Genomic DNA, 13,785 nt, shown 5'->3' with positions numbered 1-13,785 from the left:
CCAGCCTTAATTGAGATAAAGCCAGTGTAAGATATTTTCAATTTAAGCGGTAGCGCTAAGGAGACATTGGCGTTAATAAATCAGCAAGTTAGCCCGCCGATAGATGAACTTTTAAACGCACAGCTTTAACCGCAGTGCGTTTATTATTTAAATGGTGATGCTATTTATAAGGACTAATACTTGAAAGACTAAAGTCACTTTGCATAATAACTTGCCCATCAATGCCTTTAAGCTTTAATGAAATAGCAGGGTCGACTTGTTGCCAGTCTATACTTAAATCACCATAGTTAACATTATGTGTGTAATCACCGACACGATGCTGGTTAGGGCTAACGTCTTTCCACTTTTCTGTCAGGCCTGAGCTGGTCATTTCAATAAGCGGGTAATCAAGATTGTGTTGATACCTTGAAATCTCGCCCCAATGGGTATCGCCGCTGATGATCACCACGCCATTTACTTGGTGTTTTTTAATTAGCTCAAATAAACGGTTTCGATCCTCAGGAAAATTTGCCCACGACTCCCAACCGGTAAAATCAGGCAGTAACTGCAAGCTTGACGCTATTAGCTTTATTGCCGCTGGCTTTTTAAGCTCGGCTTCAAGCCATTGCCACTGTGCCTCTCCTAGCATTGATGCGCCTTTAACTTCAGTTGGACTGTACGGGCCTTGGTTATTTGCTTTACGCTTTGTAAAATACTCAAGTTCGCTCACTGAATTAAGCTTATCGCGATTAAAACGTAAGTCAGGCATGATCACCTGCACGGTTTGCTCGCCTTTGCCATACATGTACGAGGTATAAATACCATCAGGGCGGGTACGGCGTTTTGAATTAGCAGGTTCTTGCCAAAAGTCGAGCATAATTTGCCGCGATGCTTCTTTATGCGGATACTCTTTACCCGCATCGTTTTGACCATAATCGTGATCATCCCACATGGCTATTATTGGTGTTTTTGCGCGTAGTGCTTTAAAGCCAGGCTTTGCCCCAAGGCGTTGGTATTTATTTTTAAGTACAGCCATGTCGTTAGTATCGCCATAAATGTTATCGCCTAAAAAAATAAATAAATCACTCTGCTCTTTATTTATCGCATTAAATATAGGAATGTCTTTATCTTGATGCCCGCAAGAACCAAATAATATTTTAGACGGCGCAGCCATTGCTCCACTGCTAATCACAATAGTCAGTGACAGTGCAGAATAGGTAAGGGTTTTTAGTAACTGTTTCATTTTAAAATCTCGTTAATAGCCGGTGCCATATTAGGGTTAATTATGTGTGGATTTTGCCCAAGTGCTTTTAAAACGGTGGCGGCAACTTGCGCTTGTTTAAGCTCGTTTTTAGTTTTCATTAAACCGTTATTTTTAATTGCAGGGCCAATAGCTGCCAGCCAAATATGCTCAGAGCCAATAATTCCCTCAGGAAATGCCTTTTTACCCTGCTCCGACTTTGCTAATGCCCGTTTAGAGCTGTGATGTTGCCAATCGTTTGCGTAGCTGCCACGCCCATGATCGGTGGTAACAATTAACGTAGTATTATTTTTATAACCTGGGGTACTTTGAATGGTTTGCCACAAATCATTTAAAAATGCATCGCTTTGTTTGGCCGACTTTAAATAGGCATCGTAATGCCCATCGTGAGCAAAGTCGTCAGTCTCTCCTAAACTAATCACCAGTAGTCTTGGTTTTTTCGCCAGCATATACGCTTTGGCAAAACGATAGGTAAAACTATCAAGCCGTACATTGTGCCATGGGCTGGGTATTTCTGTTTGTAATGCGTTTAACAGGGGCGCATCGGCAAATAAATCATCGGCAATAGGCATAAATCCTGCGTTTACATACACATGACTACGCTTAGTATTTACAATGTAAGGAAACACATCCCAACTACCAAATAATGCGGTGCTGTTTTTAAATTCAGGTTGGGCGTTTAAACGCTCTAAAATAGTTTTATTTGGGTTGAATACCTTGTCGTTACTGTTGATACTTTCATCCATTTCACCAGTAAGAATTTCGTTATACCCAGGGTATGAAAAATACCACGGATTACTCACCGACATAGTTGAGCCTTTAGCCCTATTGCCAATAATAACGCCTTGTTTTGCGATAGTTTGAGTTAAAAATGGCATTAACAACTGTTGGCGCTGTTGCACACTTTCATCCCAAAATTCATTGCTTAACTGTGCTGGTTGCTTAACAAACTCTTTATTATTGAGCAGGTTTTTATCGGCACCATTAAATACTTCCTGCCAGCGCACGCCGTCAAGGGTGACTAACACTACATTTTGCGGTGCAGCCAATGCCACATTATTAAACAATAAAATTAAACTTAACCCGATAATTTTTATCATGCTTTTCATGGTGTTCTCATCAACTTTATATAGTAAAAAGCCCATCGATGATGGGCTTATATAAGATTACTTTAGGTTTAAAAAGTAGCCGTTAACGTCACGGCTGCTGTGCGTGGGGCGCCAATAAAGTAAGTACTCCCATTGCCCGTACCACCTGCCAAGTAACTTTTATCTGTAATGTTATAAACCACAAAGGCAATATCAACGGCTTTAAACGGGCCTACGTTAACTTCGGCTGAATAACCTGCGTTTAAATCAAGCACGGTATAGCCATCAACGTCGCCGCGCTCACCGGTGTATTTAGCCGATAAACCAAAGCGGAAATCGCCACTGTAGTAATCGGTTGATAGCACAAATAAATCATCCACTGAGTCAATTACTTTGCCTCCTGCCTCAAAGCCTGGCGCATCGCCTTTGTATTCAGAGCTATTATTGGTGTATGAGCTATATACATTCCACTCATTATTAAGCATATAACTTGCTGACAGCTCTAGACCTTTGGACTCAATACCGCCCACATTGAGGTATGAGCCGTTTGTGCCTATGGTGTAGTCTATACCGCCGGTATCGCTGCCAGGTGCTATAAAGGTGATGCGGTTATCAAACTCAATTGAATAGGCCGTTGCTGTTAATTTAAGTGCACTATTTTGATAGCGTACACCCAGGTCAATATTTTCAGCGGTTTCTGGCTTAATAGCTGATAAGTCAGAGCTATCGCGTTCAAGCACACCGTCTTTAATGGCGGCAAAGTTTTCGCTATAGCTGGTAAATAACTCAGTATTACTATTTAGCTGATACAAAATGCCGCCACTAAATAGTAGGTCTGAATCACTGTTTACTTTAGCTGTTGTGGCGTTTTTATAGTGGTCATACTTTTCTATATCCACTAAGTATTTTTTTACCCCTAGGTTTAAGGTAAGGTCACCTAGTGTCATTGAGTCTTGTGCATACCATTTAAGCGTATCAGTCTCAAAGGTGTTTTTGTATTGCGTCCAGTATGGGGTGTTATCAAAATGATGATAAATACGGGCATCGATTACTTTATGCCAATCACGCGACTCATCACGGTCACTTTGCTCATACCAAAAACCCGCTTCTATATCGTGCATGCCAAAGCTAGCCTGATAATTAGCAGTTACCCCTAAACGATCTTTATTGTAATGAGTATGACGATAAGACATAACAGGCGTTGCATCAGCGTCGTAACACGCAGGATTAAGCTCAGGGCCCGACTCCCACGGCCAATTTAAACTTGCGGTACAACCTGCGTTCGGTGCAAGTGGATTACCGTTGCTATCTGTAAAGCCATAAGAGCCTGCGTTTGTGCCCCCCTCGGTGGTTGGGTTGTCATTTTCATCTACAGGGGACGTTAAATAAGGTGGGATCCAATCGCCACGACCAGAATTTTTATGATAATACGGGCTAACGGTTAATAATGATGTTGGAGAAATCGCGTATTCAAATTTTAAATAGCCTAGGGTATTTTCACGCAAGGTGCCCCAACCTTCTGCAAACATTTGGTCAAAGTGCGGAACGCCTGTCCAGTTCCATGTTAACTGATCCCAATTAGGGGTTTGTTCAAATTGCTCTAGGCTCACACTATTGTAGTTGGTCTCGCTTACATCGTCGTACGATAAACGCCCTGTAATAGTTAACTCATCCAAGGTGGTAACAAATTTCGCTTCAGCGTGTTGGTTATCTTTTCCGCCATTGCTGCCTGAGCCAATCCAGCGGCTGGTATCGGTTTGTGAGTAACTCACGTACGCTTGGGTATTTTCGAAAATGGTGCCAGTTTCGTGCTTAACATAATAACGCGAAGCGTCGTGACTGCCTGAGGTATAAGCAAAAGTGGTGCTTTTATCTAAACTCGGTGCTTTACTTACAAAATTAAAGGTACCGCCTAATGCCTCTAATGAGGCCGATTTAATGTCTGAGGTACCTTGGCCAACTTCCACTGTCACCAAGTTTTCGCTATCGAGATAACGATTCGCTTTAGCCCCGCCACCATAATTAGAGCCACCATTAGGAATGCCGTCTATCGTCATACCTAATTGCTGTTGGTTAGAGTCAATACTAAAACCACGCATGGTGATAGTTGTTGACCAATCGTCGCCGCCAAATGCGTCGCCTTCGTTTATGCTAATGCCAGGTAAGTTATCTATTACTGATAACACGCTCGATACCGAGCTTTGTTGCTCAAGCATGGCAGGCTCAATAACGTTGTTTGCATAACTGGTTGGTTTTGCAGTAACGGTTACTTCTTCTATCACGTCATCGTTAGCATAAGCAGATGTTGATACCGCCATGGCCACAGCCATGCTCAAAATCGATTTATTTTTTAAAGCGCACATTGTTGTCCCGTTTGTTTCTAATTATAAAAGGTAATGATGAAAGCGGGCACAGTCTATTTTTTAAATATGACAACGAGGGGCAATTTTATTGACAGCAAGATTAAACAATTATGAGTAAATTATGGCAAATAAATGTATAAAAAAAGACACTCACAGTTGTCCATGAGTGTCCTATGGTTTTTACTAAATTAGCTGCTATTTCAATTCAGCTAGCATTTCATCACTGTAAGCTGTGACTTCTTCGCCGTTTTTAATTTTGCTAATGTAATCTGGGTTAGCAATTAGCGGACGACCAATAGCAATTAAATCAAATTTATTGTCGTTAATCGCTTCTTTGGCAGTTTCAAAACTATAACTACCTACCCCCACTAAGGTACTTGCATAACCAGCTCGTAAAAATTCAGAGGTTGATTTACCTTCTAGTGAATCAAAACGCATGCTGTCGTCAAAAATACCGCCATGTAAATAAGCTAACTTGCGGTTTTCAAGCTCTGGTAATAAGTAGTCAAATACTGCTTTATCGCGATTGTCTTCGCTCATATTAAAATAAGCACCTGGCGTTAAACGTATTGCGGTGCGTTCATTGCCTACTACATTAATAACTGCATCGGTTACTTCCAGTGCAAAGCGCGACATGTTTTCTGGTGTTTGGCCGTACTCGTCATCACGTTTATTTGCCGCATAATGTAAAAATTGGTCAATTAAATAGCCATTAGCACCATGAATTTCCACGCCGTCAAAACCCGCTTCCATCGCATTTTCTGCGGCTTTAGCGTAATCGGCCACTAAGCCTTTAATATCATCTTTAGTGGCAGCTTTTGGCGTAATATAAGTTAGCTCGCGCATACGCGGTACTGAACCTTCAACCTCTATTGCAGATGGCGCCAAAACATCACCACCAAAAAAGTGAGGGTGAGCAACACGGCCAACATGCCATAGTTGTGCAAACATTTTTCCGCCATTGGCATGTACTGCATCAGTGACTTTTTTCCAACCTTGAATTTGTTCGCTAGTGAAAAGCCCAGGTGTATTTGGATAACCTTGAGCATCAGCACGGATAATAATGCCTTCACTAATAATTAAGCCTACATCAGCACGGCGAGCGTAGTAATCAACCATGGCTTGTGTTGGCACTAAATTGTCATCTGCCATACAACGGGTCATTGGTGCCATAAGTACGCGGTTTTGCAGTTCTATGCTGTTATTTAATTTAAAAGGTGAAAGTAAGTCAATCGACATAATATTTATCCTTTATTGAATGTACATTCAAGATAAGGTCACTTGAATGAATATTCAAGTATAATTTTGAAACTTTGTTTAAGATTGCGTAAACTCCACCTAGGCCTAAGAAAAATAAATTTATTCATTACTACTCTCTCCACTAAAAGAGTCATTATGAGAACTGCAGAATTTGATACAGAGTTTGTACTGCGCCAAGCTATGGCCATGTTTATGCTTCATGGCTATGCAAAAACCAGTATGCAAAAACTGACTCAAGCCACCCATTTACATCCGGGCTCGTTATACGCGGCATTTGGAAGTAAAAAAGGCATTTTTTTAGCCGCTACTGAGCAATACCAAACCGATCGCAATACACAGTTTACGGCGCTGTTTGAGCACAGCAGTTGTATTTTAGATACGCTGAAACAATACCTTAATATCATTGTGCAAGAATGCGTTGACGGTGAAGCAACCAAAGTGTGCCTACTCACAAAAAGCATTAGCGAGGTAGAGGGTAACGATCCACAAATTTGCCACGTATTGCGTACTAATTTAACTGCATATGAGCATGCTTTTGCGCAGCAGTTACAAAAAGCAATTGATAATAAAGAAATTACCAATGGCCGAAGTGCCATAGAGCTGGCACGATTTTGTGTTATGGGTATATATGGATTACGCACCTACGCATTAACAAACCAAGACCCCGACGCACTAAACCAACTAGCCAATGAGCTACTAGCAGCCATCAGCTAAACTAAATTTTAAAGCGCAGCAGCTCGCTGCTCTTTGTATACTCCACAGTGAGAGAGAGCCAAAAATGACCACTGACAATTTATCAAAGCAAGACGACGTAATTTTAGGCCTTGGCGCAAAAAAACGACTCGCATACATGTACGAAACCGTGCAGCAATTTAAGCAAGTGTGGATTTTAAACGATGACGACGGCTGCGTAATGCTCACTAACGAGGACGACGATTGCGTGCCGGTATGGCCAACACGAGAATTCGCACAAGCCTGGGCAACCGGCGAATGGCAAGGATGTACACCTAAAGCAATTCCAACTGCAGATTGGTTTAGCCGCTGGACACCTGGCCTTGAAGAAGACGACTTACTGGTGGCCGTGTTCCCTACCGAAGAAGACGACGGCACAATTTTATTCCCTGATGAGTTTCAAGCCCAGTTGAGTAAATCAATTAGAAAGTACTAAATTTTAGGGCCTGTTGACCTTTCAGGATTAAAATTTGTTCAATCTAGGGGCCATTTAATCGCGGCGCGAGGTTTGTAACCTAGTGGGCTAAGTAAAAACCGAGCAAAGCTTCCGCGTCCTGCTCACGCCCCTTACCTACATCCATGTAGGCAACAAAGAGTAAATGACCCCTAGGCAGAAACCCTTCGGGCAGCGCCTGTTTGGCATTGATGCTGCGTTATCGCCTATTTATGGGGAATAACCACACCACATAGGCTCTGCCTTGCCTAAATACCAAACAGACTGCTGAAAATTCAACCTCGAAAGATAAACAGGCCCTTAAGCATTAAAAGAAAAGTTTATTTACCAAAAGGTTATAAAGCATTTATTATAGTGTTGTAACTTACTTTTATAAAAATCGACCTGGGTGGACGTCAATTCCACCCCTGTAAAAAATCGAATAAAGTAATCAATGTTCAGGTAAATTTAATAAAAAATATACGTTTATTTTCTGTGTTTAAATTGGGGTCTACATGCTGTCAATACAAAATATAAAAACAAAATTAATGAGTTAAATAACGAGTTAATGCAATTAAAAAAAACCAATGAAAAACTTGAGGCGCAATTGTTAGCAGCAAACAGCGAGCAATCACAACAAAACGACAATGAAATAGCAAACAATACAGCCTTTGTAAAACAGCGTGAATTAAACACCTTATCATTACAGTCATCTTATTTAATGAGTGACATCAGAGAAAGCTTAGCCTCAACTTCACATAAACTAATTAATGATATTACGTCATTTAAGTCATCCCAAGAATTACTTGATACAATTTTAGATATGTTAGCAACGACTTCATCGTCAACACATAATATCTCAAGAGATACAAAATCAGCCACTAAATCCGTTAAAGAATTGCAGTCAGTAACAACCGGAATTAATGATTTTGTAAACATAATTAAAGGGATTTCTGATCAAACAAATTTACTGCACTTAATGCGGCCATCGAGGCCGCTAGAGCCGGAGAACAAGGACGAGGCTTTGCTGTTGTGGCAGATGAAGTAAGAACGCTCGCTCAGCGCTCTTCTGATGCATCTAACGAGATCTCTAATTTAATAGCTAAGGTCAATGAGCAAATGCAAAGCGTTGTAACTAACATTACTAGCGTTAGCGAAGAAAGTAATGGCATTGCAAATAGCTCATCAGAAATTGATGCTACCGCTAAAAAGGTGGTTGAACTATCACAAAATATGTATAGCGTTATTGTTAATTCAAGTGCCGATGCATTTATTCAAACAGTAAAAATGGATCACATTGTATGGAAATACGATATTTATAAAGTCATTTTAGGCCAATCAAATAAGACTGCAGAAGACTTTTCTGATCATACCATGTGTCGTTTAGGTAAATGGTATTACCAAGGTGAAGGTGCATTAAAATATTCAAGCATTAACGACTTTAAAGCATTAGAGCAACCACATGAAGATGTCCATAAGAATGGCTTTGCTGCTTTAGAAGCATTCCAATTAGGCGATATCAATACTGCTGTAGAAAAAGTATCTCTTATGGAGCAAGCAAGTTTTAAAGTAGTGGACACACTTAGCGCTTTATCACACAAAATTATGGATTATAACTGTAAATAAAATAGTCAAAAAAACCTCACTTTGCATAGCGTTATGATTCAAAATCATTTGGCTATGCATACCAAACTTATATAAATTAATCACAAACTAATGACACCTCCACCTAAGCAATGCTGTTCAATAATCAAAAGTCGGATTTAATTCATTATGGGCGCTTATTAATTATTGATACCTATAAACAACTTCCCAATAACGTAAATAATAAGCTCAATAGTAGCACTTGCCATCTTAATGCAGGGCGTGTAGCCAAAGCCGCGCCTTATGTGGGCATGAATGTGGTATATACAAAGTATCGTTCTCGTAATGCAAAAATAAACACCATTGAAGACAGAATTAATGGCTGTTTTCAACGCTCAATGAACGGTCAGCCACTGCCTACTAATTCAGTGCATATGCAGGCTATTGTCAGCTACATGAACTTTTTATCACAAAATATAAAAACAAAAACGATCTGCAAGACAACACAGGTTTTGTCACTATTAATAAAGAGCTAGTACCAAACGCCGATAACGGAAAAACTCTTTACGTTCAGCACTGTGCAAGCTGTCACCAACTAGACGGTCAAGGCTTATATCCTAATAATACTTACATGTTCCCAGCCATTGCCGGCAGTCAGTCGTTTAATGATGGTGCAGGTATGGCACGCACTTACACCGCAGCGGCATTTATTAAAGGAAATATGCCATTGGGCCAAGAAGGCATGTTAACCGAGCAACAAGCTGTCGATATTGCTTATTACTTTTCACATTTAGAACGCCCTATTTTTGCCAATAAAGCGGATGACTGGCCAAAAGGTGGTGCACCAAAAGACGTGCGTCGATAAATAACTAGATAGGTAAATAAATTAAGCATCGCTGGCGTATTTAAGTCACTCAACGCCCCTCCTATTTACTGCTTTATATTTTACTCGCTCGTCAAAAAATGTACTATGGGGCATATAAATTAACAGCTCGTCGCAGTTAATTAAGACTTTATCGCAACCTAAGTGTAGTTACATTTAAGTCAACGTACTCTTACATGATTAATGACAAGGTAACGACAGGTTACAATAATAAGAGAATGTAAATATGAAAACTTTACTCGCCACGGCAATCAGCTCTGCGTTATTACTTTCGGGCTGCTCTGAGCCAAATGTAAACGCTGACAACAAACAGCAAACTACTGCGCAAAGTGTTTCAGCGCAAGCACAACAAGCTACCAACCCATTATTAGAAAAAAGCACACTACAGTACGAAACCCCTGACTTTGCAGTCATCAAAGATGAGCATTTTTTACCTGCCTTTAATCAAGGTATGGCGCAGCAAATGGCGCAAGTACAAAACATTATTAATAACACAGCCCCTACGACTTTTGAAAACACCATCGTGGCACTTGAGCAAAGTGGCGAGTTATTAACGCGTGCAAGCAGCATTTTTTACAACCTTGCGGGCTCTAACTCAAACCCAGCGCGTCGTGAGCTTCAAAAAGAACTTGCACCAAAGCTTGCAGCGCACAGAGACAACATCTTTTTAAATGATGCGTTATTTAAAAAAGTAGCCACACTTTTTGATAAAATAGACTCTTTAGCATTAACAGCGCAAGAAACACGACTATTAGACGTTTACTATAAACGTTTTGTGCGCTCAGGCGCTCAGCTTAATGATGAACAAAAGCAGCAAATACGTGATATTAACTCATCGCTATCAACCTTAACGACACAGTTTTCACAAAACTTACTTGCGCTAAGTAAAAGTAATGTTGTCATCGTAAAAGACCAAAAAGAGTTAGCTGGCTTATCGGCAGGTCAAATTGAACAATTTGCTAATGCAGCTACAGAAGCCGGCCACGAAGGGCAGTATTTAATTAAAATCACCAATACCACTCGCCAGCCTGTTTTAGCTTCATTACAAAACCGTGATTTACGCGAGAAAGTGTGGCGTGCATCTTCAGAGCGCGCGCTAGATGGTGAATTTAGTAATCGCGACATTGTTGCACAACTAGTTAAATTAAGAGCACAAAAAGCAAAGCTACTTGGCTACAACAGCTGGGCTGAATTTAGTTTAGAGTCGCAAATGGCTAAAAAACCACAAGCTGTATTTGATATGTTTGCTAGCATGGTGCCAAGGCTAACTCAAAATGTAGCGTTAGAAGCTGCCGATATTCAAGAAAAAATAAATGCATCTGCAGAGCAGTTCGAACTTAAACCATGGGATTGGTTATATTACGCCGAGCAAGTACGTCAAGATAAGTACAACCTTGATGAAAAAGCAGTAAAAGAATATTTTGAGTTTAACCGTGTATTAGAAGACGGTGTATTCTTTACCATGAATCGTTTGTATGGCATTACATTTAAGCCACGTAACGATCTACCTGTGTATCACCCAGATGTAAAAGCATATGAAGTATTTGACGCAAATGGTGAAAGCCTAGCTATCTTTTTTGCTGATTATTTTGCGCGTGAAGGTAAACGTGGCGGCGCATGGATGAGCTCGTTTGTTAAACAGTCTGGTTTGCATGGGCAAAAACCTGTTGTCGTGAATGTTATGAACATTCAAAAAGGCGCCAAAGGTGAGCCAACACTTATTAGCTACGATGAAACAACCACTATGTTCCATGAGCTTGGCCATGGCTTGCACGGTATGCTTTCAAAAGTAAAATACCCAACCTTATCTGGTACGTCAGTATCAAGAGACTTTGTTGAATTCCCGTCTACGTTTGAAGAAGATTGGGCAATGCACCCTGAAGTAATTGCTAACTATGCTAAACATTATCAAACAAGCGAGCCGATTCCGGATGAATTACTTGAAAAAGTAATTAAATCAAGAAGCTTTAACCAAGGTTTTGATACATTAGAATATGTATCTGCCGCTTTATTAGATATGGAATGGCATTCATTACCGGCAGATGCCCCACTGCAAGATATTGAAAAATTTGAGCAAGATGTTTTAACAAAACACGGCGTTAACGTGCCATTTGTGCCGCCGCGTTATAAGTCTGCATTCTTTTCTCATTCAATGGGGGGCGGTTACTCTGCAGGCTACTATGCCTACATGTGGAGTGAAATTTTAGCAGCTGACGCTTTTGCTTATGTACAAGAGCAAGGTGGCTTAAAACGTGAACTAGGTGACAAATACCGTAAAGAAATTTTAGAAGTCGGTAACTCGCGTGACCTGATGGAATCGTTTAAAGCATTTCGTGGCCAAGAGCCAGATACATCAGCCTTACTTAAACGTCGTGGTTTAACAGCCACGGTTGAATAACAAGCTGTTAGTAGAGCTTGATGGCTACATAGCCATTAAGCTCTGCTTTATGCTATTACATTAAACTTCAAACGCCCCTCAGCCATTTTTATGGGTATTAATAATTGCCCAGCAGCAAAACGAACGCCCCCACTTACCCAACCTGTTTAACCTTAGCCGAGCATGTATACGTTAAAACATCGGCATAAAAATAATCGAGTCGCGCAAGCGATAGGCTAACAGGCTAAACTTTATGACAGGCACAAAAAAGGACGCTAAAAAGCGTCCTAATATTGAATAATGGTGGAGGAAGAGGGATTCGAACCCTCGTTAGGGATTAACCTAAACACACTTTCCAGGCGTGCGCCTTCAGCCACTCAGCCATTCCTCCACGGTGTTGCATTGCAACAGCGCGTTATAATATGAAATAGGTTACATAGGTGCAAGGCATTTTTAAATTTGTGCTGCTAAGTGCCTAATAATCAATCAGCAATTTACTTTAGACATAAAAAAACGGCTAACCCAGTAGGATTAGCCGTTTTTATACAAAGTGATGTTTACTTTGCCATGTTGGCTGTGAAATCAAGCATGCGATTTAATGATTTAAGTGCGCCTTCGCGTAAGTCCATATCAACAAATACTTCTTTGCCGCTAGCATCAATCAGTGCTTCCTCAATCGCTTGTAAGCCGTTCATTGCCATCCAAGGGCAGTGAGCGCAAGTTTTACACGTAGCGCCGCTACCAGCCGTTGGCGCTTCAAAAAACTCTTTCTCTGGGCATAGTTGCTGCATTTTATAAAAAATACCGCGATCGGTGGCTACAATAAACTTTTTATTAGGCATAGTTTGCGCAGCTTTAATTAGCTGGCTTGTTGAACCCACCGCATCTGCCAGTGCTACTATTTCGGCAGGTGACTCTGGGTGAACCAATACACCTGCGTCTGGGTGTAGGGCTTTCATATCTTTAAGCGCTTTGGTTTTAAATTCATCGTGTACGATACATGCGCCGTTCCACATGATCATATCGGCGCCGGTATTTTTTTGAATGTAGCTACCTAAATGCTTATCTGGGCCCCAAATAATTTTTTCGCCTTGCTCATCTAAGTGCTCTACTATTTCAAGTGCACACGATGAGGTAACTATCCAATCAGCACGCGCTTTAACCGCGGTAGAGGTGTTAGCGTATACCACCACTTTGCGATCTGGGTGTTGATCACAAAATGCTGAAAACTCATCCACAGGGCAACCAATATCTAATGAACAAGTCGCTTCAAGTGTTGGCATAACCACAGTTTTATTGGGGGTTAAAATTTTAGCGGTTTCACCCATAAAACGTACGCCTGCAACGATGATCATATCGGCATCGTGGCGAGCACCAAAACGTGCCATTTCTAATGAGTCGGCAACACAGCCCCCTGTTTCTTCGGCAAGTGCCTGAATTTCAGGATCTGTGTAGTAATGGGCTACAAGCACTGCATTTTTATCTTGCAGTAGTTGCTTAATACGTGCTTTATATTCGCCTTGCTCGTCTTTAGTTAACGGCGCTGGCTTAGGAGGAAAGATATAACCTTCAGGCATAATAGTTTGAGCTAGACTCATGTTCTCGACCACTTCATCTACAGTGCATTAATTACGGCAAATTATACGAGAATACGCAGGTAAATAACAGCTATCTGGGCATGCTGTTTATAAATAAAAATAACAAACTAATTTAAATATAATAAGGGGAATGTTGAGATTTTTTAGAAGTGGTGGGTCATGATGGACTTGAACCATCGACCAATGGATTAAAAGTCCACTGCTCTACCAACTGAGCTAATGACCCG

11 protein-coding genes, 2 tRNA genes and 1 pseudogene are annotated in these 13,785 nt (G+C 40.8%); 7 read left to right on the top strand and 7 right to left on the bottom strand.

The genetic code is table 11. From position 1 onward, the window contains the following. Positions 1 to 160: 160 nt before the first annotated feature. The 4 genes from MTN96_RS02605 to MTN96_RS02590 form a co-directional block, all read right to left on the bottom strand. The gene (locus MTN96_RS02605; protein ID WP_138627626.1) at positions 161 to 1,222 is read right to left on the bottom strand and encodes an alkaline phosphatase D family protein; all 1,062 of its coding nucleotides are present in this window, start codon (positions 1,220 to 1,222) and stop codon (positions 161 to 163) included. Then, the gene (locus MTN96_RS02600) at positions 1,219 to 2,349 is read right to left on the bottom strand and encodes an alkaline phosphatase family protein (RefSeq protein WP_248530667.1); all 1,131 of its coding nucleotides are present in this window, start codon (positions 2,347 to 2,349) and stop codon (positions 1,219 to 1,221) included. The genes MTN96_RS02605 and MTN96_RS02600 overlap by 4 nt, the downstream gene beginning before the upstream one ends. 68 nt (positions 2,350 to 2,417) lie before the next feature. Continuing rightward, positions 2,418 to 4,691, bottom strand: coding sequence for a TonB-dependent receptor domain-containing protein (locus tag MTN96_RS02595; RefSeq protein ID WP_248530666.1), 2,274 nt, complete (start codon positions 4,689 to 4,691; stop codon positions 2,418 to 2,420). A 195-nt stretch (positions 4,692 to 4,886) separates the two neighbouring features. Beyond that, positions 4,887 to 5,930, bottom strand: a complete 1,044-nt coding sequence (locus tag MTN96_RS02590) for an alkene reductase (RefSeq protein ID WP_248530665.1) — start codon at positions 5,928 to 5,930, stop codon at positions 4,887 to 4,889. A gap of 156 nt (positions 5,931 to 6,086) precedes the next feature. Between MTN96_RS02590 and MTN96_RS02585 the strand changes: the two genes are divergently transcribed. From MTN96_RS02585 to MTN96_RS02555, 7 genes and pseudogenes are all read left to right on the top strand, one after another. Beyond that, entirely contained in the window at positions 6,087 to 6,665 is a 579-nt protein-coding gene (locus tag MTN96_RS02585; RefSeq protein WP_013464648.1) for a TetR/AcrR family transcriptional regulator, read from the top strand. A gap of 64 nt (positions 6,666 to 6,729) precedes the next feature. Then, positions 6,730 to 7,119 (top strand): DUF2750 domain-containing protein, encoded by a 390-nt coding sequence (locus MTN96_RS02580; protein WP_036983040.1) that lies wholly within the window; start codon positions 6,730 to 6,732, stop codon positions 7,117 to 7,119. Between the two features lie 943 nt (positions 7,120 to 8,062). Next, positions 8,063 to 8,301, top strand: a pseudogene (locus MTN96_RS37245) (methyl-accepting chemotaxis protein); the annotation flags it as partial. 48 nt (positions 8,302 to 8,349) lie between these two features. Next, on the top strand, positions 8,350 to 8,742 hold the full coding sequence (locus tag MTN96_RS37240; RefSeq protein ID WP_374274746.1) for a CZB domain-containing protein: 393 nt from the start codon (positions 8,350 to 8,352) through the stop codon (positions 8,740 to 8,742). A gap of 110 nt (positions 8,743 to 8,852) precedes the next feature. Further along, positions 8,853 to 9,236 (top strand): c-type cytochrome, encoded by a 384-nt coding sequence (locus MTN96_RS02565; protein ID WP_248530664.1) that lies wholly within the window; start codon positions 8,853 to 8,855, stop codon positions 9,234 to 9,236. Then, a complete protein-coding gene (locus tag MTN96_RS02560) occupies positions 9,167 to 9,565 on the top strand; it encodes a c-type cytochrome (RefSeq protein WP_308200561.1) in 399 nt (132 codons plus the stop codon). The genes MTN96_RS02565 and MTN96_RS02560 overlap by 70 nt, the downstream gene beginning before the upstream one ends. 244 nt (positions 9,566 to 9,809) lie before the next feature. Further along, positions 9,810 to 11,981, top strand: a complete 2,172-nt coding sequence (locus MTN96_RS02555) for a M3 family metallopeptidase (protein WP_248530663.1) — start codon at positions 9,810 to 9,812, stop codon at positions 11,979 to 11,981. 280 nt (positions 11,982 to 12,261) lie between these two features. Here the strand turns inward: MTN96_RS02555 and MTN96_RS02550 are convergent. The 3 genes from MTN96_RS02550 to MTN96_RS02540 form a co-directional block, all read right to left on the bottom strand. After that, positions 12,262 to 12,351: transfer RNA gene (locus tag MTN96_RS02550), tRNA-Ser, on the bottom strand. A 166-nt stretch (positions 12,352 to 12,517) separates the two neighbouring features. After that, positions 12,518 to 13,558, bottom strand: a complete 1,041-nt coding sequence (gene nadA, locus MTN96_RS02545) for a quinolinate synthase NadA (RefSeq protein WP_036983045.1) — start codon at positions 13,556 to 13,558, stop codon at positions 12,518 to 12,520. A 150-nt stretch (positions 13,559 to 13,708) separates the two neighbouring features. Beyond that, positions 13,709 to 13,784 (bottom strand) — tRNA-Lys (locus MTN96_RS02540). Between the last annotated feature and the right edge of the window lies 1 nt (position 13,785).

It is taken from the genome of Pseudoalteromonas sp. 2CM28B, assembly GCF_023161935.1.
Note: the sequence above shows the minus strand (reverse complement) of the source record. Positions and strands in the feature narration are given on the sequence as shown.